This window comes from Nostoc sp. DedQUE08 (assembly GCF_034530895.1).
Lineage (GTDB): Bacteria > Cyanobacteriota > Cyanobacteriia > Cyanobacteriales > Nostocaceae > Nostoc.
In genome coordinates this window covers 58511-85015 of sequence record NZ_JAVRCD010000038.1, presented here as the reverse complement: position 1 = coordinate 85015, position 26505 = coordinate 58511, and the positions used below count along the sequence as shown (strand labels likewise).

Genomic DNA, 26505 nt, shown 5'->3' with positions numbered 1-26505 from the left:
GTTGCAGTCATTAGCCTTGTAGCTGTAGTTTCTGCTGTCCAAGTCGTTCAAGATTTGTATCAGAGCCGTCCCACTACCCGCTTGGTTGACCCAGAAATCTAGCTTTTAGCGTAGTGGCGCACATCTGTGCGCCACTGCGATGTATCCATCTAAACCTCCGGGGTACTCCCGCCACATTGGTACTCCAATTGGCGGTGACGGGGGATAGGAGGGCTGATTGAGTGGGGATACCTTATTTGTTGCCTATCAATGAAATTAAAACTGCTACTGGCATCCCGCCCCTTATCCCCAGAGGGGACCCCACCTTCCCCATTCCCGTTCTCCCCGCTTTCGTGACGAAAGCGAACTACTACGCTAAAATAACCATTCTCCGCAGCCGCTCAGGAAAAAGAATATAATTAATGGCTAACCTCAACCTGATTTCAGAACATAAAAGCTTTGGTGGCAAACTCGGTTTCTACAGTCATCACTCCTCCACCTGTAACACTGAAATGCGCTTTACCATCTATCAACCACCACAAGCAATCTCATTTCCTGTACCGATTCTCTATTTTCTCTCTGGATTAACTTGCACGGAAGAGAATTTTATGGCGAAGGCGGGAGGAGTGCAGCGCTTTGCTGCTGAGTACGGTTTGATATTGGTTGCACCAGATACCAGTCCGCGTAATACTGGCATTGCAGGTGAGGATGATGACTGGGACTTTGGCACTGGTGCAGGTTTTTATGTTGATGCTACAGAAGAACCGTGGCGTCAAAACTACCAAATGTATAGTTATATCGTCCAGGAATTACCTGCTTTAATTACTGCAAATTTCCCCACCCAACCTGATAAACAAGGCATTTTCGGTCATTCGATGGGGGGACATGGGGCACTTGTGTGTGCAATGAGAAACCCAGAACTCTACAAATCAGTATCAGCCTTTGCACCGATTACTGCACCTATGCGTTGTCCTTGGGGTCAAAAGGCTTTCAATGGTTATCTTGGCAGCAATCAAGAAAATTGGCGTGCTTATGATGCTAGTGAATTAGTCAAGCAAGTAGGTTATCACAGTTCAATTCTTATCGATCAAGGGACTTGCGATCAATTTTTAGCTAAACAATTACTGCCAGAGGTGTTTAAGCAAGTTTGTACAGATGTTAACCAGCCGTTAAACTTGCGTTACCAAGAAGGTTATGACCACAGTTATTATTTCATCGCCAGTTTTATTGAAGATCATATCCGCCACCATGCGATTGCTTTAAAAAACTAGACCGGAAGACAGGAATTCAGATTTGACACTTTTCTTAAGTTTTAGATTGTAGTTAAACAATGCAGTTATTTAAATTGCCAAATATGTATAATGCTATCCTCATTGCTACTAGCAAGGGTTTTACCATCCCGGCTCAGAACAAGCCCTAAAACCGAACTGGAACCATCCCTCCATGTTTGCAACAGTTTTAAAGTCTCTAAGCTCCACAGTTCAATACTGCCATCATAATTGCCGCAGATCAGAATTTTTCCATCGGAGCTGATGGCAAGAGATTCAACTGAACTAAAATTATCAGTAAACTCATGCAGCAGTTTTCCAGTTTGAAGATTCCATAACTTCAGGGTACTAATTGCACGATTTCGAGAAATTAGCTGACCAAAACTACCAGTAACAAGCTTTTTGCTATCTGGAGTAATGGCAATAGCATCAACTCCGGTTTTGTGCCCTTTAAGAATATGGCGTGTTTTTTTAGTTTGTAAATCAATCAGCCTAATTGTATTATCATCGCCACCCGCAGCACTTACAAGGGTTTGCATATCAGGGCTAAATGCAACTTTACTCACAAATCCTGAGTGTGCAGGAATGGTATCAAGCAACTTAAGCGTGTGTAAATCCCAAAGCTTGATTGTGCCATCGTCACTGCCACTAGCAATCAATCTACCATCTGAACTAATCGCAACGGTTTCTACTGGTTGAGTATGTCCACTTTCGCTATCAAGCATAAGGAAAGTGCGTAAATCCCAAACCTTCATTGTTGGAGTGGTTATCCCACCGCTTACAATCCGCTTACCATCTGGACTAATCGCAATTGAAGTGACACCATCTGAGTCAGCTTTTAAACTACGCAGTAATTTTCCAGTACGCAGGTTCCAAAATTTAATTGTATCATCTCTACCTCCACTAATCAGGGTTTGCCCCGAAGGGCTAATCGCAACTGCTCTCACACCAAAAGTCACTTTTTTATGGCCAGTCAGTGTGTGAACAAGTTGAATCTGTGGTTGGGACTGAGTAATTGTACTCTTGTCTATGGGAAGATTTGAACTGGAAGAATGTACATCAATAACAGTGATATCTACTGCAATCGCTAAAACTATAATGACTGGTCTGGATTTGAGAAAATGCAATAATTTCATGGTGCCCAGGAATGCAATTACATAACATGGTTCCCATTTGGTGGAGGGCGATACCAAAGGCGGGCAGGTACGTCATCGCACCCAATCTAATAGACCATTAATTCAAATGCTCGGTTCAAGATGGATTTTGGGAATTGAGCCTTGCTTGGCTAATTGCATCCAATAAAAACAAACCCACATCTTTATGCAATGGTTCATTATGTTGTGGACAAGCTGTTGAATGCAGGCATCTTGGACAACCAGCTTCACAATCACATTCGGCTGCTAAAGCATAAGATGCAGCAGCAAACTTTATGAAGTCGGAGAAAATAGCTTCTGCTGCCCCATTCCCACCTTCACAGGTGTCAAAAAAGTAACCAATGTTCCTGCTTTCTTTTTGTATGGCCAATTCATCTACATCCAAACTGGAGGATAAAACTACCAAAGGTACAGCTTTAACTATCTGGTGCTGGATACTATACAGTGCCGTCACTTCAGCACTGCTACTCCATAATGATTGATAAAGTTCTGGAACCTCACCTCCATTAGCGGCCATAATTTCTTGTTTGTATTTATTGACAGTTATTTGCAGGGCTTTCTGTAACGGCTCATTTAACTCTACTAGTACGCAAGGCGCTTGGTATTTTGTAACGTATGGCTCTGAAAATGCTATTTCTTTTTGAAGTTTTGTTACTTCTGCTGCATTCAGTGCCTGTTTACACAATGAACAAGTTTTTCCTTCAAGTGGTTTTTTATAATTAGCGCAACGTTGGTTTTTGCAAGTCATTCCGTAGGTACGCTTCATCAATCTATAACCAATTACAGAATTCGTAATTTCTCCCCAGACAAGAGTTAAACGTAACCGTGCATCTTTAATATTAGTAGGAATAATTTTAGATTCCGCCAAGGTAGAAAGTGGTTGAATATCTAATTCTGACTCCGCTTCAGTAAATAAATCTGTATCTCTTTCTAGAAATGTTAGTAATGCTTCTCCTTTATCTTCATTTAAGCTTTCGCTACGGTATGCTATTAATTGCCCACTTTCATCTTGCACCATATATATGGCTTCGGGAAATACTTCCCGATGGGCTAACGGTAGCGACATACTTTCTAAAATTTCGCCCGTATGTTTATTAATTAGAGAAATTGACCTTTGAGTGCTGCTTCTGATATTAATCTCTCTATGAGGATAACCTCTTCCCCAAAGTTTCCCATTGCCACTTAAGAAAATTTTGCTTTGTTGTAAAAGAGAATCTGCAACTGCACCGGCTGTTTTTCCAAAACGAGTATTGAGTTCTCCTAAAGTTAAACTACTTTCAATACAACCACATTCTAAATGTTTACCTAGAATTGTTGGGTAGTCAGGGTTAAATGCGGCAGATTCAACTTCTCCTGATAGTAACTTTTCGCTATGCCGAGCGTAGTATACATCAATAGGGTTTTGTCCCAATGGCAGATAAATCACTAATCCGTACTGTTTACGTCCGGCTCGACCAACTCGTTGCCAAAATGACATCAGACTACCTGGAAACCCCCGGATTAAACAGCAATCTAGTTCGGGCAAATCAATTCCTGCTTCTAGAGAAGAAGTTGAAATAATTACCTTGATTTGTCCACTTTGGAGTTTTTGAATAATCTCGCTACGGCGATCGCCCGTTAAGGAACTGTAGAAAACTGCTACCTTGGAAGTTAAATAACCTAATCCAATGCGTTGTGTTTCTCTTTGGATTAACCCAAGTAAACCTTTGACAGCTGCACGAGAGTTACAAAAGACAATTCCACTGAGATTATGCTGCAACCAGGAAATCACTATTTTAGTAGCTTCAACATTAGCTGCATTGTTGGGAGCAAGAGATAATAAGGTACGTCCTTTATAGGGAGCACCACTATCCTCAATCAGGTGTAATCTTTGGGGTTGATGGGTTCTGCCGCTAAACCGCAATGCCATATCTTGAGGATTTCCGATCGTGGCACTAGAACAAATAAATTGCAGTCTTTGGGAATTACCACCAACCGCATCAACTGCTAACCTTAGCCGCCGCATGAGATTAGCAAAGTGTGCGCCGAAAGCCCCAGTATAGGTATGACTTTCATCAATTACACAGTAGCGCAACTGTCTTAAAAACTGTCGCCATCCAACTCCTTCATCTCGACGGCGTACATTGTAGAGATAGTAATGCAATAAGTCAGGGCTGACTGCCAAGATGTTTGGGGGGTTGGGGATAAAAAAACGCTGCCGCTCAGTAGCTGGTGTATCTCCCGTCATCAGTGCGAGTTTGAGGCGAGTGTTGGGCATTGCTTTGACAAGCGACTGTAACTTTCGCATTTGATCTAGAGCTAATGCTTTAAGGGGGAAAATATACAGTGCTGTTGTTTGCGGTTGCTTAATACACGATTCCAGGATAGCCAGGTTGTAGCACAGCGTCTTTCCGCTTGCTGTAGGCGTAGTGATACTCAAGTCAAATCCAGCACGTAACTTTGTTAGAGCTTCTAACTGGTGAGAATAAATCTGGGTGATACCGTTATTCTGTAACGCTAAACGTAAAGCAGGTGGTAAATCGCCCGGTAAGGGGTGAGTTATCCCTTGGTTAGCATTTTTAATATCTATCGCTCTAATGCTTGCAATCAGTTCTTGCGCTACAGACTGAAATCCTACCTGGGGGATTTGTTGAATCTGCTCAATAATTGTTGTGGCTGCGGCGTTGTTATCTTCGAGAAATGATGTGGAAGAAACTAAGTTGGCGTTACTTGCTTTAATTGATCCCAAAACTAGAGCTTGCTCCCAATCTCCAAATTGAGTTGGCTTAACCTCTTCAACAAACTTGACAATCAACCGTCTGCCCAATAATGCCATTACCTCCCCAACTCCATACTCCGGTGAGTAAACATATCTACCTGCACTTAGCCATTCAGGGGGTTCTGGAACAGTTTGGTTAGCGGCACGGATAATTGCGGCGTAATCGGTTGGTTTGTTATCAGTCACAAATTTATGTTTCTGCTAGCAGTAAATTATTTGTTACTGAATGTCAGTATAAACCTAATGAATTTACTCTGGCATTTTCGTTGCTTGCGTTGCCTATCCAATTTATTATCGGCATACGCGAATTTGCGGAATTACAACGAACCAATCTTCTGTTATATTTCCATTGACTTCATCTCTTCTTAAATGACGATATATACTTCTGACTATAACTTCACTTGCCTGAAACTGAAATTGTCCAGGTTTGAATCCTTTGTAACCTAATTCAGCATTCGCTTTTTTTGACAAAGCTCCAATGATTTGCCCTTGTATTGTCAAGATATCCCAACCGTTATTGTATCTGTTGCTCTGGAATTGGAGTGGAGTACCTTCTTGAAGATGAGTTATGATATGTTGGCTATTTTTAGTAGAATGATGTCCTAAATAAACATCTCCTGGACTCAGGTCGGAATAGAACATCTGCCGTGGCAGAGAGGTTGTTGCAGGGCTTAAAGATTTTGTATTTACACCTGATTCCATCACAAATAAACTTTGTCGTGTGGAACATAGAACTAATTCTTCCTTAGCACGAGTCATTCCCACATAAAATAATCGCCGTTCTGATTCAGTTTCATCTGAAGAAATTCCAAAACCGTCTACTAACTGAATAATTTTTCTAAACTCTAGCCCCTTTGCACCATGACAACTTGTAACTAGAACTGCTCGATCATCTAATATTACTTCTGGACTTTCATTGAATTCAAATAAAGTAGTAAGAACATCAGCTACACTAATGGGAAGAGCTAATTCTTCAGAATCAAATCCTCGTTCTTGGTCAATGTCATGGGCAATCTTAAGCAAGACTTTGACTGTAGGTTCTTGCGAACTGCGTTCCCATTGAGCAAAAAGACTGAGAAACCAAGCTTGTACGGATTCTTCTGGTAGAAGAATTTTCTGATTCTGGCGCTTTAATTCTTCGATGAGCTTACAGGTTACTAAATTTTTAATAAGTTGAAATCCATCTGTTTTTAAAGAATAAGTTGTAATTCTTACTCTTTCTAAAAGTAATCTAGTGGGAGCTAAGTTATCCCAATGACGAGCAAGGACAGCAATTTCATTGTGACGTATTCCCTGTTTGATCCATGACTGAATGCGCTGCTGTACCCAAAGTGCTTGCGAGTTAATATTATTAAAACTATAAGCTTCAACTGCTAAACCTTGATATCCACTGCGGTAGTTATCAATTCTTACCTGTTCTTCAAGTATAATTTTGCACCGCTTTTTATTATTATTAATTAACTTGTTAGCAGCTTGAATAATTGACTCTGTAGAACGATAGTTTTCAATCAGTAAGAGGCGTTTTGCTTTGTACTCTTCCTCAAATTGAAGGATATATTTTGGATCGGTATGTCTAAACTCATAAATATTCTGATCGTCATCTCCAATGACACAAAGATTTATTTGTACTGAGTGACTTTCATCTTCTGACTCATTTAACCCCGCAATTAACTTAATTAAGCGATATTCTTGTTCGCTAACATCTTGGTATTCATCAACAAATATATATTCTAATTTTCCTAATAATTGAATTCGTCGTGCCTGAGTATCTTCATCTGCATCTTCAAATTCTTCGCCTTTTTCAATTAATTTGCAAGCTTCAACCAAAAGCCGATCAAAATTTATTGTCTGAGTTCCTCTGTATTCACCTACCGTCCGTCCCAAAAGTGATAAGGCTAAACCGTGGAAAGTAAAGACCCGAATTCGTGATGCTTGTTCGCCAATCAAATTACGCAACCGCAACCGTAATTCTCTAACTGCATTACGGTTGTAAGCTAAAACAAGAATACGCTTCGGCTCAACTCGCTTAACCTTTACAAGATAAGCAATCCGGTGAACAATAGTTTTTGTTTTACCAGAACCAGGGCCTGCTATCACTGCCATTGTTGGGTGTGAAGCTAAAACAATTTCTTTTTGAGCAGGGTTAAGCGGTTCTAGAATACGGTTGTAATCTTCTGGAAGAATCGGTCTGGTAATCTCTTGTGCCAAAAATTGGTACTTTGAAACGAATTCTTCTTGATTTGTACCAAAGTAATCACGAACAAATTGCTGACGCTGTTCATCTAACTTTAACTGACCATACTTCACCATGTAATGAGTGCGACGAGTTTGTTCATCATAGTGAGCTTCAACTTCAGGGTAACGGCGTTTTACTCTGGAAACACTTGCGTTTTTTATTACACGGACTTTCAGCGACTGTTGAAAGAGATTCAGCCCATCATGGTGCAGCCACAAAAGAATAACTTCTAACTCTTGATTATTCCAGTCAAGTTGAGTTTTTTGGGTAACTTCTTTAGCAAGTTTACCTAATTCGTACTTCAGAGGTAATCTTGCTCCTGTTGTATCTCCCAATGCTTGATACAAAACTTCCAATACTGTAGTTGTGAGAATTTTATGCCCAGGTAAATGTTCTGCAACTTTCATTTCTCCTAAGCGAACCACATCACTAGAAATTCTACTTAACTTTAGCCATTTTTGAGCAACCCAACCTTCCAAAATATCTATGATGTTGGATGCTCTGATTTTTTTACTATTGTCTGGGTCAAGTCGAGAAGCAAGTCCACGCAGATTTATTTGTATTTCATTTTCATTACCAAACAACTCATTAAGCACTTGGAGTAATTGGTCTTCTAACTGGCAAATGCGTTCATGATTATTACGGGCATCTCCTCTTACACCCTTGGTGATCACAAGTGTAATTGGTATTTCAAAAGAACAGACTTCAGCCTTTTGCAGTTCACAGATTCTAGCAGTCAAGTCATGTAAGCTAATTCCAGCTTCATCACTGAGACGGTCGAGCGGGAACGGTTGATCGTTGCTATTACAATAAGGTTTCTGGCAGCATTTCTATGGCGGGTTGTTCAATCTTCAAACCAAGGCGATCGCTGAAAAATTGTTGATATGCAAGGTCTGCATCATCGCAACCACAAGTTAGGAGCCAAATATATACCTGTTGTACTTCATCAGGCTTTTTAAATAGTGCTTCTAATTGTTGACCAAGTAATAATCGAGTTGCCTGTGCGTCTTCTAGAGGATTATTACTTGAATATTCACTTTGCTTATAGTCTTTATTTAGCTTATGCGAATGCTGTAGGGGGAAAGCGAGTATTGATAGTTTTAAAGTGTCAATTATATGCCAAGAAGATAATTGAGGTTCTTGCTCAATTAGATAAGGGTAATCAAAGCGGCGGAAGTTATGACCGCATACTGCTAAATTACTATTTTTTAGCTTCCTTATTTCTTCGTAAGCTTGGTTTAAAGATTCTTCCAAAAAATCCTTTGTTAAATTAGGGGATACTAATCCTATACGAAATATCTGATTATCATTGTTAACTTCTAAATCCAAATAAGTATAAAATAATTCAATAATAGATAAGTCTTCCATATAACCCTTAATAGAATTGCGCGACTGCAATTTTATTTATCAATAATTGTTAACTTAACATACCCTGACTTTTCAGAAGATTTTAGCAGTAAGCATTTATTTATCAGCTAAATAGTACAAATTTACTATTTTATTGACTCACTAATACGTTGCCGCTCCTGTTGCGTAACGCTGCAATTTGTAGCGTTCGACTGACGAATTACAGCCAATGTCTTTAACACAATATCTTGGTCTTGCTTTAAGTTTTCCCACAGCAGTGGTTTTTCTAACAGCTTACTGAAATAGCGAATTTTGGTACATGATTTAACATCAACGCGGCTTGTGTCAGTCCAGTAGTCAATGCCAGGAGGCTTCCAATGAGCTTTAGAGGTTTGAGCATGGCTGCGATCGCAGTAATTGTCACTTGCTCTTGGTCAAAAGCAGAAATTTTATAAATACTAACTAAATTACGTAATCTTACTACTTACATTGTACTTAAGCTTACTTTAAAACAGAAAAGACTTGTGAACATACTACTTGCTTGCTCATAAGTATTAATTCAGTAATTACTACTATTTTTACTAATTAATCTGCTGCCAAATTTTCAATACTAATATAGGCTAACAATGGCGCAAACTGTGAACCATTCACCTGGTTCCATAGTCACCTGTCGCAGTCGGCAATGGGTGGTACTACCTTCTGAAAACCAGGATGTTATTCGCTTACGACCACTTTCTGGCAACGAAGATGAAATAGCTGGTATTTATCAAAAACTTTTACAAGAAAAGCTAGAGAACATTCAATCAGCCACATTTCCCTTACCTCAAGCTAATAGCGTACAAGACCATGCAGCTGCACTTTTACTTATGGATGCTGCACGTCTTTTACTCCGTAGCGGTGCAGGGCCTTTTCGCTGTTTAGGACGGTTATCGCTGCGTCCTCGTCCTTACCAGTTAGTCCCTTTATTGATGGCACTAAAGTTAGAGACGGTAAAATTACTGGTAGCTGATGATGTAGGGATTGGTAAGACCATCGAAGCTGGATTAATAGCTCGTGAATTGCTAGACCGAGGTGAGGTGAAGCGTATTGCAGTGCTTTGTCCACCACACTTGTGCGATCAGTGGCAGCAGGAATTACGTGAAAAGTTTCATATTGATGCGGTGGTAGTACGCTCTGGTACAGCTTCCAAGTTAGAGCGGAATATACCAAATAATGACAGTGTTTTTAGTTATTATCGCCACCTGATTGTGAGCTTGGACTATGCCAAAGCAGAGCGTCGTCGTGCTAGTTTTATAACTCATTGCCCTGACTTAGTAATTGTGGATGAAGCACATACTTGCGCCCGTCCAAATAAAACTACAACATCCCAGCAGCAGCGACACCAACTAATTACAGAAATTGCCCAAAAACAAGAACAGCATTTACTGTTACTTACAGCTACTCCTCACAGTGGGATTGAAGAATCTTTTCTCTCACTTTTAGGTTTGCTGAAGCCGGAGTTTGAGCATTTCAATCTCAATAGCTTAACTGACAAACAACGTGACCACTTAGCGAATCATTTCGTTCAGCGCAGACGGGCAGATGTCAAGCTCTGGCTAGGGAATGAAACTCCTTTTCCTGAACGAGAGTCAAGCGAGGAATCATATAAGTTATCGAAAGAGTACAAAGAACTATTTGATGAAGTCTATGATTTTGCCCGTGGTCTAGTGAAAACGACTACGGCTGACATGAATCATGCTCAACGTCGGGGAAGATACTGGTCGGCATTGGCTTTGATTCGTTGTGTCATGTCTTCACCTGCGGCTGCGATCGCTACATTAAATCGCCAAGTTAGTAAATCAGGCGATCGCTTACTGGCTGATTTAGACGAAGATTTGATGAGTTCTTATGTTCACGATCCCACAGAGCAAGAACAAGCCGTTGATGCTTCCCCAACTGTGGTTATAGAACAGGGACAGCAGAGTTACAAAGATGCAGACAAACGCAAGTTAAAAGCTTTTGTGCAAGCAGCAGAGAAGTTGCAAGGTGGCAAAGACCAAAAGCTACAATCATGCATCGCTACGGTAGAATCTTTCCTCAGAGAGGAGATCAACCCGATTGTCTGGTGTCGCTATATTGCTACAGCAAACTATGTAGCTGATGCTCTCAGACAGAAATTGGAGAAGAAAGGTAGTCAGATCCGCGTAATTGCGATTACTGGAGAACTTTCCGAAGATGAGCGGGAAACTCGACTAGAGGAGCTAAAATCTTATCCCCAACGAGTCCTAGTTGCTACAGACTGTTTGAGTGAAGGGGTAAACCTGCAAACACACTTCAGTGCAGTAATTCACTACGATTTACCCTGGAATCCTAATCGGTTAGAACAACGTGAAGGACGTATTGACCGCTACGGACAAACAGCAACTAAGGTAAAAGCCTGCTTGCTTTATGGTCGAGATAATCCTGTTGATGGTGCAGTTCTGGATGTTCTGATTCGCAAAGCTGTGCAGATTCACAAGTCTTTAGGGATTACTGTTCCCGTACCAATGGAAAGTACCACTGTAGCGGAAGCAGTATTTAAATCCCTTTTTGAACGTACTACTGAGGTTATTCAGTTATCCCTGTTTGAGTTTCAAGAAGAATCTGCGGTTGATAAAGTTCATAAGAATTGGGACAAGGCAGTAGAACGTGAAAAAACCAATCGGACTCGCTTTGCTCAACGTGCCATTAAGCCTGAGCAAGTAGAACAGGAATTAATTGACTCTGACCAGATTTTAGGGAATGAGCAGGATGTAGAGCGGTTTGTCTTGTCGGCCTGCGATCGCATATCTTGTTCTTTAATTAAGAAAAAGCAGGGAAGGTCACTGAGCGAAGCCGAAGTGTGGTTACTTTCCCAACCACCGGATTTTCTCAAGTCAACTTTAGGGGATAAGTCGCGTTTACTCTCTTTTACCACCCCAACACCGGAGGGCGTGGAATACGTAGGCCGAAATCACCCTTTAGTGGAAGGCTTGGCACGGTACATCTTAGAAGATGCACTCTCCCACACAACAGAACCGATCGCAGCAAGATGCGGCTTTACTACAACTAATGCGGTACAAAAGCGCACAACTTTGCTGCTGGTAAGGTTACGGCATTTGCTAGACAGTTCTAAACGTACTACAGAAACGCGAAATACTACATCTCTACTAGCGGAAGAATGCGCGGTTATCGGCTTTACAGGTTCGCCTTCTAGTCCTAGCTGGTTGACGCAGTTGGAAGCAACATCACTACTGCAACAAGCCAAGCCAGTCAGCGATGTTGGTAAAGCTATCAAGCAGGTGGAAATTGCTGATTTACTTCAAAGGCTAGAAGAACTCCAGCCAGATTTGGAAAAGTTCGCCAGAGAAAGAGCAGAAGAACTTTTACAAAGCCATAGACGCGTCAGAGCAATGACTCAAGAAGGTCGAATTCGTGTCACTCCCCAATTGCCGATGGATGTTCTCGGCATTTTCATCCTCCAACCCGGACGTAAGTAAAAGGTAGTCGTGCAACTGCACTGCCGCCAGCTATTAATTTTTTATTTTTAATTCTTTAGATAGATATGAAAACTACATTAACTGCGCTTCAAATCGAAGGAAATTTATTAGCTCCAGATATGACTGCCCAAATGCTAGAAGGCAGTATCAAAGGGCAATCACCAGAAGATTTTGGTTTTAATAAAACTGATAAATTAGCAGATGAAATTGCTACTGCCTGGGGCGATGCTAAAGCATACTGGGCAGCATTTCAACGGGCATTGGCAAGGCTTGATGAGAATAACTCGGCTACTACAATTACCCGTGAACTTTGGACAGTGCCATTACTGCAAAGTCTAGGTTATGAACCTGTATACACTGCAACAGCCGAAGTTGTAGAGGACAAAACTTATGCGATTTCCCATCGTGCAGAAGCAGGAGAAAATAAGCCACCTATCCACATTATTGGTTGTCGGCTAGAAATCGATAAACGTCCTCCCAGTGGGACACCCAGGTTATCAGCACACGCGCTGGTGCAGGAGTATCTTAACAAGACAGAGCATCTGTGGGCGATCGCAACCAATGGTTATCGCTGGCGGTTACTGCGTGACTCTTCGTTGATGACTCGGCTTACTTATATCGAATTTGACTTAGAGCAGATTCTCAGTGGTGAGAACTTTGCCGAATTTGGGTTATTTTATCGGTTGTTTCACCGTTCCCGCTTACCTGAAGGTATGGATGATGCGGATAAATGCTTGCTGGAATACTACCACCAAGAAGCACTGCAACAGGGGGGACGAGTACGCGAAAAACTACGGGACGGGGTTGAAAAAGCCATTGTTCAATTAGGTAACGGTTTTATTCAACATCCGCAAAACGAACGGCTACGTCAAAAACTTGGAATTATCCCCAATTACGAAGCAGAAATTACAAATTACGAATTATATCGCCAATTGTTGCGATTAATTTATCGTTTGCTGTTTTTAATGGTGGCAGAATCCCGCAATTTATTATTAATTGGAGATGATTTAGAGAAATCTCGGATTTACCGAGAATATTACAGCATTGAACGCTTGCGAGAGTTAGCCGAACGTCCTCATTGGCGGCGGGAAGGTTTTCAAGATTTATGGCAAGGTTTGTGGGTAACTTTCTTGCTCTTTGATGAAAACTGGCGCGGTGAAGTACTGGGTTTGTCTCCCCTGAATGGAGATTTATTTGGTTCTAATACTCTGTCTGCTTTAGATAATTGTGCAATTGATAATTATGATTTACTCTTAGCAATTCGCCAGTTGTCGCTATATCAAGATAAAGTACAACTGCGGCGAGTAAATTATGAATATTTGGATGTGGAAGAATTGGGGAGCGTGTATGAGAGTTTATTAGATTTCCATCCCCAGGTAATACAGAGTCAGAGGAGATATGAATTTGCTTTGGTGTTTGGTAGTGAAAGGAAAACTACTGGCTCTTACTATACGCCGCCGCAGCTTGTACAACAACTTATCAAAACTGCACTTGAACCAGTAATTGAAGAAAAACTTCGCAGTCTAAAAGAGAAACTTCGCAATTCAGAAAATAATCAAGAATTAGAAGAAGCACTTCTGGGTTTAAAAGTTTGCGATCCGGCTTGTGGTTCGGGACATTTTCTTTTAGCAGCAGCTAGACGTATTGGGAGAGAATTAGCCAAAGTCCGTACTGGCGAAGCAGAACCGGGAAGTGAACCTTTAAAATTAGCGATTCGAGATGTTATTCAAAATTGTATTTATGGGGTGGATTTAAATCCGTTAGCAGTGGATTTATGCAAAGTAGCATTATGGATTGAAGGTTTTCCAGGTAAGTTACCACTGACATTTTTAGATCACAGAATTAAATGTGGTAATTCTCTGGTGGGAGTGTTGGATATTAATTATCTGGATGAAGGAATACCTGATGAAGCGTATAAGGCTGTGACTGGAGATGATAAGAAGTTAGCCACAGAGCTTAAGAAGCGAAATAAGAAAGAACGGGAGACAGATAATAGGGGACAATTGTCACTGTTTGGGGGTTTAGAACCTGAACGTACACATTATGCAGAAAGTTTGCGGGAGTTAGGACATATTGCTGAAGTCACACCGCAACAAGTGAGAGAAAAGCAAGCACGATATCAGCAAACTCGTAAAGATTCTGGATGGTGGCGAGACTATTCAGCTTGTAATTTATGGACTGCGGCATTTTTTACGCCGTTGACTGAACAGAATTTGCAACTGTTACCAACAACAGAAGCGTTAACTCAGCTTTTACATGGTAATTTGTCAACTCAAAGAATAGTAGATGCAGCAAATAAATTAGCTGAAGATAAGCATTTCTTTCACTGGCCTTTAGAGTTTCCTGAAGTTTTTGAGCAAGATGGCTTTGATTGTGTGTTAGGAAATCCACCTTGGGAAAGAATTAAGTTACAAGAAAAGGAATTTTTTGCTTCTCGCAGTGCGGAAATAGCAAATGCTGCAAATAAAGCAGCACGGGAGCAGTTGATTAAGGAATTACCAAAGAAAAATCCTGAGTTAGCACAAGCCTTTGAAGATGCGAAACATGATGCTGAGGCACAGAGTAAGTTTATCCGTGAATCTCAGCGATATCCGTTAACTGCGGTGGGAGATATTAATACTTATGCCGTGTTTACGGAGAGTACGAGAAAGTTGACTTCACCTGATGGGAGAGCAGGCATTATTGTACCAACAGGAATTGCTACCGATTCAACTACATCGCTTTTCTTTCGTAATCTAGTTGAATCATCAAATTTAAATAGCATAATTGGATTTAAAAATTCAAAGATGATATTTAGTGGAATCAAGGACTACGTAACTTTTTGTATTGTGATTTTCGGGGGCTTGCAAAGTAAGTTTAGTACAGCTACCTTTACTTGGTTAGCTTTAGATATCCAACAAGCTAATGATCCTAATAGAAAAATTATTCTCTCTTTTGCAGACTTAGCATTAATAAACCCTAACACCTTGAATTGTCCTGTATTCCGCACTGTAAAAGATGCACAGTTAAGCAAAAAAATTTATCAAAATGCTCAGGTAATTGAAAACGAAATTACTAATTCAAATCCTTGGAATATTTCATGTACAACAATATTCCATATGTCAAATGATAGTGGTTTATTCAAAGAATATGAATCTGAAAATACTTTACCGCTTTATGAAGCTAAAATGTTTTATTATTTCGACCACCGATATTCTACCTATGAGGGTGCATCTCAAGCTAATTTAAATGAACGTTCTTTGCCTCAATCTACCGATGAAGTGAAACAAAATCCTTCGTGGAAAGTTCAACCTCGTTATTGGGTTAAAACTCAAGAAGTCGAAAATAGATTACGAAATAAGTGGAAATATAATTGGTTATTATCAGTTAGAGGAATTACTTTTTCAAGTAATGAACGTACTGCCATTTTTAGCATATTGCCTAAAGTTGCTGTTGGTAATAATGCTCCTATAATATTTGTCAATATAACTAACATAAAATTAGTTAGCTGTCTTTTTGCAAATTTTTGCACAATAGTTTTTGACTTTGTGTCTAGGCAAAAAGTTGGTGGCGCTAATATGAACTTTTACATTCTCAAACAACTACCTGTCCTTTCCCCCGACTCATATACCCAAGAAAACATCCAATTTATTAGCACCCGCGTACTCGAATTAGTCTACACCGCTTGGGATATGCAACCTTTCGCCAAAGATATGGGATACGACGGCGAACCCTTTATTTGGAACAGCAACAGACGCGCATTATTAAGAGCAGAATTAGACGCATATTACGCCAAATTATATGGACTCACCCGTGACGAACTGCGATATATTCTCGACCCTGCTAATATTTACGGCGCAGACTTCCCCAGCGAAACATTCCGCGTTTTAAAGAATAATGAAATAAAGCAATTTGGTGAATATCGCACACAAAGGTTAGTTTTGGAAGCTTGGGGTAGAATGTTTGATACTTAAATTAAAGCTGATTATTCTTGCAGCAGATTGTAGATATTGGTAAAAAATGAAAGTATTAGCAATTGTTGGTATGCCTGGTTCTGGTAAAAGTACAGTAGCTGAATATTTTAAAAATCAGAACTTGCCTGTATTAAGCTTTGGAGACTTGATTAGAGAAGAAATTTTAAAACGCGGACTAGAAATTACACCCCTAACTGAGCCAATAATTAGAGAGGAAATCAGAAAGAAGTATGGAATGGATGCTTGTGTAAAACTGTCTTTACCTTGGATTCAAGCTAAATTGATGAAAAATTCTTTTGTTATCATTGATGGCATAAGAAGCTTTAGTGAATATAAATCTCTGAAAAAAGAGTTCGGTGATAAATTAGTAGTCTTAGCTTTATTTACTTCCAAGCATATCCGTTATAAACGCCTAGCTTCCAGAATAATAAGACCATTTAAAAGAGATGAAGCCGAAGCACGAGATTATAGAGAAATCGAGAAAATCGAGCTAGGTGGAACTATAGCTATAGCAGATTTTATGATTATTAATGATGGGCTAAAAGAAGAATTATTTCAACAATTAGAAACTTTACTTACTAATTTAGTTACAAAAGTTTCTTAATTTAACAAATTTAAACAGCTACGAAACACTCAAAATATCCAACAATAGGTAAAATCATGGATTTACTTTTAGTTAATATCCCAATCGATTTAGGTAAAAAACCTTATGATTTAGCTTTTTCATTTTTAAAAAGGCTGAATTTTGGCATTTTAGTAATCGCCTCTTATATGACAGAGAGAGGATTTAATGTTGGTATTTTTGACCCTCAATCCCATCCTGAAGAAGATTGTTTAGTAAAACTTTTACAAGAAATTGAGCAGACTTCGCCTCATGTGATTGGTTTATCTTGCGTCAGTGGTTTTAGCTATCCTCCTTGCCTAGAAATAGCCAGCATAATTCGCAAGAGATTTCCATCTATTCCTATAATTGTTGGTGGTAAAGATCATGTTGGACAAATTGCAGAAACAGTATTATTGGAATGTTCAGCGATAGATATAGTAGTCAGAGGTGAAGGCGAGGAAATTTTGTGTCAACTTGTTGAGCATATTACTAACAAAAAGCCTCTTAATACAATTAACAATATTGTTTATCGCGATCTTGATGGAGAGATTTACTCAACTCATTATGATTTAGCTTTTAATCCTCAAAAAATGACTCGACTTAACTATAGCCTTTATCCAAATTTCCAGACATTTGCACCAAGTTTGGAAGTTGGTAGAGGTTGTACTTTCGGCTGTGAATTCTGTGTTTCTGCAAAAACTGGAGTGCGTAAAAAGGACATACCCTCTATCATCGATGAAGCGGAATATATTACTGATATATATGGGGATAATGAAATTTGTATTTACCTAGAAACACCTATGTTTCTCATGCAAGATGAAGAAATATCCCAGTTAGCTATTCAACGTCAAGAGAGAGGTTTAAATTTTACCTGGAGAACTAGCACGCGTGTAGAATATTTAACTCCAAGCCGTCTAGATAAATTAGCAAAAGCGGGCTGTCGAATTTTGGATTTAGGATTAGAAAGTGCTTCTTTTGATATTCTTCTCCGAATGGGTAAAACTCGCGATCCCCAAAGGTATCTTGACAGAGCATCTGAAATACTGCGTGCTGCCTATGACCTTGGTATTATGATCAAGCTCAATATTCTTTTTTATATAGGAGATACTTTAGAAACAATAGCAACAACATTTTCTTATCTTACTAAGAATATACCCTATGTCACTAGTGTTTCAGCATATCCTCTTTTGCTGTATCCTGGTTCATCTTTAGAAGGGGGAATAAAAGAAGAAGTTAAGCGTTATGGAGGAAATATTATTACAGATGCAGTTTGGCAGTCAAGACATCTATGGCCTATTAACCCTAGTTCAGAATTAACCTATGATTCTCTCCAAGAGCTAGGAGTTTTGTTTGCTAAATCTTTTCAGACTATCGACACTTTTTATACTCAAAAGCGATATGGTTATTTTTCTCCAAAAATTTCCTACACCGAATTTGTCGATGCTGCTATTAATTTTGGTATTGATTCTTTACCTTTTTCCAAAGATTTGAAAGAAACGGAATTAAATAGACAAGTACTTTGGGATTACTTAAAAGCTGGAATGTAAAACATGAGAATACTAGCTATTTGAGGCAGTTTTTATATTATCATAACAGCTTTTAATTATGAAAATCCCGGTCAAACTACAAGAATTAATCAAACAGCCAGAATCCGCTATTTTATCTATTAGTTCCCTCATCGGACAAAGATTAGCATTAGTTGATTGTACAAATATTGTTTCTATCACTTCTGAACAACTAAACCTAATTTTCGCCCATGTTCCCCAAGAATGGGATGATGCAGAGCTAACAGAGATTTTTGACACTAACACCCTAACAGACACCTTTGCCAACCAACTTTACCAACACATTGACCATCGCTTAGGACGCACGTCCACGCAACAAAAAGGCACGTCGTCCCAATTATCAATTCCTGATTCCCTTGATATTTTTAACTTTCGCAACGAGGTAATAGGCGACTACCGCCGCTATATAGAAAGCTTTCTCAAAATCCGCGATCGCAAAGTCAAAGAATTTGTAGACGCAGAATTAGACAAGGGGCAACTCTGGACTGACCCCCTAGTACAACTCAATCCTAGCTATAAAAAGGGTGCAACAGTCAAAGAATTAGTACAACAGCGAACCCTTCATCCAGACTGCGAAAAATATTTCTACAAAAAAAACGGCGAACCCTTCACCTTCCATTACCATCAAAAACAAGCATTTGAAACCGCACAGCGCCAAGAACCCTACGTTGTTACTACAGGAACGGGTTCCGGTAAAAGCATGACTTACGTCGTGCCGATCTTCGATGATTTACTGCGTCATCCTGAAATTTCAGGAGTCAGGGCAATATTGGTTTATCCGATGAATGCCTTAATTAACTCACAAAAAGAAGAACTCGACAAATTTTTACGCCAAGTTCCGAATACTCATATTCGTGTTGAAAAATATACCGGGCAAGAAAGTTTAACCAAGAAAACTGAAATTCAAAACAACCCACCCCATGTTTTGCTCACCAACTACGTGATGCTAGAGTTAATGCTGTCACGCACTCACGAAAATAAACTGGTAGAATCTCCCAATTTAAAATTCCTGATACTGGATGAATTACACACCTATCGCGGACGACAAGGTGCAGACGTTGCCATACTGATCCGCAAACTCCGTCAGCGTAGCAAAAGTAATGACGAATTACTCTGCATTGGCACAAGTGCCACCATGTCAACGGTCGGTTCCCGCGAACAACGCCGCCAAGTTGTGGCAGATGTCGCTAGTAAGTTATTTGGCGTGGAAATTAAACCCAGTAATGTCATTGATGAAACCCTAGAACGTTCTATCCAACGTGTTGAACCTACTATTGAACAACTGTGCCAAGGAATCTCAGCAGGTTTACCAACCGAATTAGAACAAACACTAACAGAATTCCGAAATCATTCCCTGAGCTACTGGATCGAGATGAACTTCGGTTTAGAAGAAAGAGAAGGGCATCTCGTTCGCCGTCAACCCATCAGTTTAGAAACAGGTGCAACCAAACTTGCCCAACAAACCCAGCTTCTAGAGGAAACTTGTTTAACAGTCCTCAAACAGATGTTCCTGTGGGGAAGCAAGATTAATGGACTTGCTTTTCGCCTACATCAATTCATTTCCCAAGGGGGAAGCGTTTACGCCACTATTGAAAATCGGGACAAACGCCATTTAACCCTCGAAGGTCAATATACAACCACCGACAACCGCCTACTTTATCCCCTCGTTTTTTGTCGGGAATGTGGACAGGATTATTATGTCGTGCGCTACGATGCCGATAAGCATATTATCCTGCCCCAATTGCCCACTACATTAGATATTAGTCCTGATGATGCAGATATTACCGAAGGTTATCTCACCCTCGATGAACCAGAACTTTGGGATACAAGCGATGAAGATAGACTTCCTGACTCTTGGTTTAGTGAAACCAAAAAGAAAGGACGGGTTGCCAAAAAAGACTTTGTACGGTTTATTCCTCGCAAACTCCAAATTCTACCCAATGGTAAAGTTACATCCTCCTTGTTGCAAGGAACCACTTGTTGGTTTATTCCTAAGCCCTTTCTGACCTGTCTGAACTGCGGCGTACTTCATGATAAGAAGCGAAACGAATTTGCTAAACTCTCTCGCCTCAGCAGTGAAGGGCGCAGTACCGCTACCACTTTACTTTGTCTTTCTACCACTAGCCGCCTCAAGAAAGTCTTCACAGGCGAGGAAGCTAAAGCTGCCAAAATCCTCAGTTTTACTGATAATCGTCAAGATGCTTCATTACAAGCAGGGCATTTCAATGATTTTGTCCAAACCAGTTTCTTACGGGCTGCACTTTTAGGCGCAATTCAAGCTAAAGGGCAACTCACCCACAGCGAATTAGCTAGTGTAGTCGTCCAATACATGGGAATTACTCAAAACGACTATGCCAAGCAAGCAGCAGAGTTTGGTGTTGGGAAGCGACGCAATGAAGAAGCCTTTCGTAAACTGATTGAATATCGTCTTTACGAAGACTTGCGTCGGGGGTGGCGTATTGTTCAACCCAACCTCGAACAATGCGGACTGTTGATAATTGAGTATGACGGACTGCAAGAAGCCTGTGCTGACAACAACCTTTGGCAAAAACACCGCCATTCTTTACTATTGCAAGCCAGTCCTCAAGAACGTTTCATCATTACCCAAGCATTTCTCAACCATCTGAGGCGAGAATTGGCAATTGATGCCAAACTTTTACAACCAGACCAGAAAGATTCACTCAAAAGCGAAGTCATTCAAACTCTTAAAGAACCTTGGGTATTTGATGAGAACGAATATTTATATTTAGCAACTTGGGCAACTATTAGCACTGGTGGTAATGAAAGAGCAAAAGTTAAGCTTACTACTAGAAGTAAAATTGGACGATTTTTGCGATCGCCGAATACATGGTCGCTCCGCAGCCAACCTTTAACAGATGTAGAGTTCAACAGCTTAATCACTACTCTAATTGATGCTTTGTGTGATGCTGGCTACCTAGTGCAAGAAAAAACTGAGGTACAGCTACGCATAGACTCACTACTATGGAAAGCAACCAATCTCAAGGAAATTCCTACCGATCCCTTAACATCCCGTCGCTTACAGGGTAACGATAAACCCAATATATCCGTTAACCAATTTTTCCAGGGTTTCTACCAAACCAACGCTTTGCAAATCCAAACAATGGAAGGGCGAGAACATACCGGACAGGTAAGCAACAAAGACCGTCAAGAACGGGAAGAAAAATTTCGTCAAGGACAATTAGCTGCATTGTTCTGTTCTCCAACAATGGAATTAGGTATCGACATTTCTGACCTTAGCGTTGTACATCTCCGAAACGTTCCTCCCAGCCCAGCGAATTACGCCCAACGTAGCGGTCGTGCTGGTAGAAGCGGACAGCAAGCTTTAGTAATTACTTATGCTTCCATTGGTAGCGGTCACGATCAATACTTTTTCAAACGACAAAATCAAATGGTTGCTGGGGTAGTTGCTCCACCAAAACTAGAGCTAGCCAACCAGGATTTAATTAAATCTCATGTTTACTCCATTTGGTTAGCACATACTGGGGTTTACTTGGAAGATTCCATGAATAAAATCTTGGATTTGGAATTAGAAAACTATCCTCTCAAAGACAGCATTCGCCAACAACTTACCCTGAGCCAAGCCAAATTAACCCAATGTCTGCAAGCCGCCCAATCTATCTTCTCAGATTTTTTCTGCCAAGAGGATTTGCAAAAAGCTTCTTGGTATTCTGTAAATTGGTTACAGAATACCATCGAAAATGCTCTGAATGCTTTTGACCGAGCCTGTAAGCGTTGGCGAGATTTGTATATAGAGTCAGTTAAACAGTTAGAATCTGCCCGTCGCACCATTGACCGTTTTGCTAGAGGTGATGTTGCTCAAGAAGAACGTAACAATGCTGAAGCACAGGCACGAGAAGCACAACGACAAATTGATTTACTCGTAGGACACAGCCAAGGCAAGAGTAATTCCCAGTTTGAATTTTATCCCTATCGTTACTTTGCTGCCGAAGGGTTTTTACCAGGGTTCAACTTCCCTCGTTTGCCAGTTCGGGCATTTATTCCGGCTGGTGAAGGTGGCGAATTTATTTCTCGTCCCCGCTCAATGGCATTACGGGAATTTGCTCCCAATAACATCCTTTACTACGAAGGTAGTAAATTCATGGTGGCCAAAACAAAAGTTCCCGTTGGTGGCATTGAAGGCGAGTATAAACGGGTGAGCGTTTGTGCTAACTGCGGGTATTACCATGATGGCGATTTTCGTGACACTTGTGAAAACTGCGGTGCAGAAATTAAACCTGATGCTCATGGCAATGTAGCCAAATTGACTCGTGTACTGCCAATGGAAACTGCGATCGCTCGTCGTCGAGAACGCATTACCTGCGACGAAGAAGAACGGCTCAAGTACGGCTACAACATCACCACTCATTTCCGCTACGCTAGTCAAAAGCGTGAATCAGCTATTGTTCAAGCATCTGACGGTACGCCACTGTTCAAGTTAACTTATGGAGCTACAGCTACCATTTGGCGAATTAATCGGGGACTGAAGAGGAATAGAGAAGAACGAGGATTTAAGCTCAATCCAACAACGGGTATATGGGGTGACTATAAAAATCCACAGACTCAACAGACACCCGATAGCTTGCATACCGAAGTCAATTTAATGGTCGATGATACTTGCAATATCTTGATTGTTGAGCCATTGAATGTTCCTGTTGAGGACAGAGAAGCTTTTATTGCCACCTTGCAATACACCTTAGAAACTGCAATTCAAGCCGTTTATAAATTAGAAGCTGATGAACTCGACTCCGAACGACTAGGCGAAGGCAAGTATTTACTCTTCTGGGAAGCTGCTGAAAGTGGTGCAGGTGTACTCTCTCAGCTATTAGAAAAACCAGAGGCATTTAGAAAAATTGCTGATGCAGCTTTCGATATTTGTCATTTTACACAACCTAAAGACAGTTGTATTCAAGCTTGCTATGAATGCTTGCTCTCTTACCGCAATCAATTTGACCATGCACTGATAAATCGTCACCTAATCAAACCTTGGCTTGACCTCTTACTGGAGAGTAACGTTATTACTCAAGTCAAAGGGCTTACTCGCGATCAGCAATATCAAAAATTGCTGGAGCAAACAGACCCTAACTCTGATTTTGAGCGTGTGGTTTTGCAAGAAATTTATCAACAGGGCTACAAATTACCTGATGCTGCTCAGAAATTTATTCCAGAAGCGAACTGTAAACCAGATTTTGTTTATGAGGAGGAGGCGATCGCTGTTTTCTGTGATGGTTCAGTACATGATAGCTCTGATAAGCAAAAGCAAGACAAGATTAAACGCGATAATCTTATACATAAGGCTAATTACACTACTGTTTTGACATTGCGGCACAATGAAGATTGGCAATCTAAACTGATTATTCTGGAAAGACAGTAAATTATTATACGATTACAAAAGAATTACATCTGCTCACATTCGTTAAGTAAATATTCCACAGACTTAAGATGCTTTAAATCACCTGCGATTGTCCATTTAACTCCAAGGGCAAGCACCTATGTCACCACAGCAGTGCAGTAGCAAAAACTAAATGCGTTAATACATTTGAAAAGTGCTTGTTATATATCACCTTCAATTATTATACCGAACTTAGCTACTCTGCGTGCATTCAGGGAACTCTGCTTTCCAATTTTGACGAGTGCTTCAATAGTCTTATTAGATATCATCTTTTCCTCAACAGAAGCATTATTTATCTGTGCAAATTGAAGGCAAGCATCAACCCATAGCGATAAATGCTTTCCATTTTGGCTAATAAATATTTGATAGAAGTCATCTACTGTAAGAGCAGAAAGTATTTCTATATCATTTTGACTCCATCCATTTTTAGCTGCTAAACTACTAATAACTTCTTCTGGACTTCTATCATCTCCAGAACATTTATTTTCACAATTAAATCTTTCAATAATCTTTGGATCATCTATATGATTTGCAAATGGAGAATCTTTCAAATCAAATATTACTTTGTTATTTTTTCTATTATTAATATAAAAATCAATTAATTTATCTGCCTTTTCATTTTCACTTAAGTATCTAAAAAGCTTGACTGTACCATTTAAATTAATAGGACTTATGTACTGAACGTTTTTTTTAAAACTATCATAGAGAGATATTACAACTTCTTCTTGATTATTGGCGAAAGTATTGTGATATTTTTCCCAAGCTTCTGAAAATGAATTTTCTGATTTATCAGCTATAATTTTAGCATTCAATTTATCTGCTTCTGCTAATAGCGAAACCTCATTAAAAAATCCATTTTCTATAGCCTTAGCAATTTCTAAATCAAACTCATCTATATGATAGAATGAATATTTTCTAAGAAATGAATTCCATTCTTTTTCTTGTATAGTTGCCTCTTTAGCATTTAGCCCATATAATATTTTATAACCAATATTTTTTATATAATCATAATCAGGAATTTTGTCATTACCTTGTTTAAAATAGCATAAGGCTAAAAGTGTCATACTATGTAAAGCTTGATATATTAATTCTGGCTCATATTTCTTTAATAAAGATTCAAGTTGATCAGAAAGTCTAAGAATTTTTTTAATGATTCTTATATTCTTTATTTCTAATTTTTTAGAGAATTCCTTTATTTGTAATGAGCAGTAATTGACCGAAGAGATAGCTATTTCTGTACATTCTTCTGGTGTAGGATCAAATAGTAACTCTATATCGATAACTTTTTCTCGATATACTTTTAAATCATTATCTTCACTATTATTTAAAGGCTCACTATTTAATATAATGATAATTTTACAATCTTTTTGTTCTTTTAATAGTGAAATAAAACCAAGCAGATCGCGAATCTTAAAATTATCTCCTTTTCGCTCAACATCATCAATACAAATAATTATTTTATTAAGAGATAAAAAAGCAAGACTATCTAGCAATAAAGATATATTTGCATTCTTAAACGAAGGCAAGCTTGGGATAAATTTTAAAATATTTCTCCCGACAGTTAAACTTTCAATACTTTTTCTAAAAGTTTCAATATTTGGTTTTACTCCAATTGTACTAGTATCAATGACTTGTTCAAATATTTTTAACTTCAAATTATCTAATGAATTACAACCAAATAATGATGCATACGCATATCTTTTTAAAGCAATTCTTCCTTCATTTTTAGCATCCTCAAGAAATTTATTCCAAGTGAACGTTTTGCCAACGCCCCATTCACCTCGAACCGCTAGTACCTCTGGTGTTTCAGTACCCAAGAATTTATTTATCTGATTTCTTACTAATTTAATGGACATTTCAAACTTTTATCTAATAGATTAATTTTTATAATTTATAATACAGTTTTTAAATATATTCACAATTACAGATATGTAGATAATAAAATCTACACTTTATTTAAAAGTTATTATTCTTAACAGGTTTTATTTTTATATTATACTCAGACTCCAAAACACTCAACACTTTCTCCTCCAAGCTTGTCAGATAAGCCCGATTCAGCTTCCCCAACGACTCCAAAAACTTCTGCACCGACTCCTCCAGCCCACTCGAATACACCCGATTGATGTGATCACAATCCCGTTAAGTCTTGAAAAGCTTGCTCACAAAGGGTTTAGGGCAAGTTACAAGGTTTACAGTAAAATAACCCAAGTGTGGTAAACTAATCGTCATTCATTTTTCCAGGCTGATTCACTTGTAGTAAGGGCTTCAGACCTGGTGTTATGCAACTTAAATGCTCATTAGCTTATCAGAGGCGACAAATCATGTTGGACTGGTGGGAGAAAAATTTTGCAACTTGTGAGTTGGGCAATCACAGATTGAATGAACGTGCAATGTCAATAGGCTATGTTCTAAGTCAAGGATTTGGCAAAGCACTGCCAAAAATCTTCAGTCGAGCAACTGTACTCAAGAGAGCTTACGAGTTTTTGCCAACCCCAAAGTAGAATTTTCAAAGCTAATACACCCGCACTGTCAGATGACGGCGGAAACTGTTGCAGAATACAACATAGTCAGGACTTACGCAACTGGCACAGGCGATCGCTAAATTTTGGTACATGCGTATTAGCATAACTGACGCAACTGGTACAGGGTGATCGCTATCTAGTAATACATTAGTATTCTAAGAAAGAATTTCAGTGATCGGCTCAAGCTTAAATTAGTAATACTAATTAATTGT

The 26505-nt window shown here is 39.5% G+C and carries 12 protein-coding genes; 7 read left to right on the top strand and 5 right to left on the bottom strand.

Annotated features, from left to right (window positions below; translation table 11 throughout):
• The first annotated feature begins 401 nt into the window (after positions 1 to 401).
• Complete coding sequence (fghA, locus tag RMY64_RS23285; RefSeq protein WP_322701266.1) at positions 402 to 1250, top strand: S-formylglutathione hydrolase; 849 nt, start codon at positions 402 to 404, stop codon at positions 1248 to 1250.
• Positions 1251 to 1315: 65 nt separating this feature from the next.
• Here the strand turns inward: fghA and RMY64_RS23280 are convergent, their stop codons facing one another.
• From RMY64_RS23280 to RMY64_RS23265, 4 genes are all read right to left on the bottom strand, one after another.
• On the bottom strand, positions 1316 to 2383 hold the full coding sequence (locus tag RMY64_RS23280; protein ID WP_322701265.1) for a WD40 repeat domain-containing protein: 1068 nt from the start codon (positions 2381 to 2383) through the stop codon (positions 1316 to 1318).
• A 115-nt stretch (positions 2384 to 2498) separates the two neighbouring features.
• On the bottom strand, positions 2499 to 5345 hold the full coding sequence (locus RMY64_RS23275) for a DEAD/DEAH box helicase (protein WP_322701264.1): 2847 nt from the start codon (positions 5343 to 5345) through the stop codon (positions 2499 to 2501).
• Positions 5346 to 5450: 105 nt separating this feature from the next.
• Positions 5451 to 8135 carry an ATP-dependent helicase gene (locus tag RMY64_RS23270; RefSeq protein WP_322701263.1) on the bottom strand — a complete coding sequence of 895 codons (2685 nt, stop codon included), beginning with the start codon at positions 8133 to 8135 and terminating at the stop codon, positions 5451 to 5453.
• A gap of 64 nt (positions 8136 to 8199) precedes the next feature.
• Positions 8200 to 8763, bottom strand: coding sequence for a hypothetical protein (locus RMY64_RS23265; RefSeq protein ID WP_322701262.1), 564 nt, complete (start codon positions 8761 to 8763; stop codon positions 8200 to 8202).
• 605 nt (positions 8764 to 9368) lie between these two features.
• On the opposite strand from RMY64_RS23265, the gene RMY64_RS23260 reads away from it, so the two are divergent.
• The 5 genes from RMY64_RS23260 to RMY64_RS23240 all read left to right on the top strand — a co-directional run bounded on the left by RMY64_RS23260 (position 9369) and on the right by RMY64_RS23240 (position 23753).
• Positions 9369 to 12239, top strand: a complete 2871-nt coding sequence (locus RMY64_RS23260) for a helicase-related protein (protein WP_322701261.1) — start codon at positions 9369 to 9371, stop codon at positions 12237 to 12239.
• A 65-nt stretch (positions 12240 to 12304) separates the two neighbouring features.
• On the top strand, positions 12305 to 16192 hold the full coding sequence (locus RMY64_RS23255; protein WP_322701260.1) for an Eco57I restriction-modification methylase domain-containing protein: 3888 nt from the start codon (positions 12305 to 12307) through the stop codon (positions 16190 to 16192).
• 46 nt (positions 16193 to 16238) lie between these two features.
• On the top strand, positions 16239 to 16796 hold the full coding sequence (locus RMY64_RS23250; protein ID WP_322701259.1) for an AAA family ATPase: 558 nt from the start codon (positions 16239 to 16241) through the stop codon (positions 16794 to 16796).
• Positions 16797 to 16852: 56 nt separating this feature from the next.
• Positions 16853 to 18343, top strand: coding sequence for a B12-binding domain-containing radical SAM protein (locus RMY64_RS23245; protein WP_322701258.1), 1491 nt, complete (start codon positions 16853 to 16855; stop codon positions 18341 to 18343).
• Positions 18344 to 18401: 58 nt separating this feature from the next.
• Positions 18402 to 23753, top strand: coding sequence for a DEAD/DEAH box helicase (locus tag RMY64_RS23240; protein WP_322701257.1), 5352 nt, complete (start codon positions 18402 to 18404; stop codon positions 23751 to 23753).
• A gap of 179 nt (positions 23754 to 23932) precedes the next feature.
• Here RMY64_RS23240 and RMY64_RS23235 read toward each other — a convergent pair whose 3' ends face one another.
• Positions 23933 to 25627, bottom strand: a complete 1695-nt coding sequence (locus RMY64_RS23235; RefSeq protein ID WP_322701256.1) for a P-loop NTPase fold protein — start codon at positions 25625 to 25627, stop codon at positions 23933 to 23935.
• Positions 25628 to 26050: 423 nt separating this feature from the next.
• Between RMY64_RS23235 and RMY64_RS23230 the strand changes: the two genes are divergently transcribed.
• Complete coding sequence (locus RMY64_RS23230; RefSeq protein ID WP_322701255.1) at positions 26051 to 26272, top strand: transposase DNA-binding-containing protein; 222 nt, start codon at positions 26051 to 26053, stop codon at positions 26270 to 26272.
• Positions 26273 to 26505: the final 233 nt, after the last annotated feature.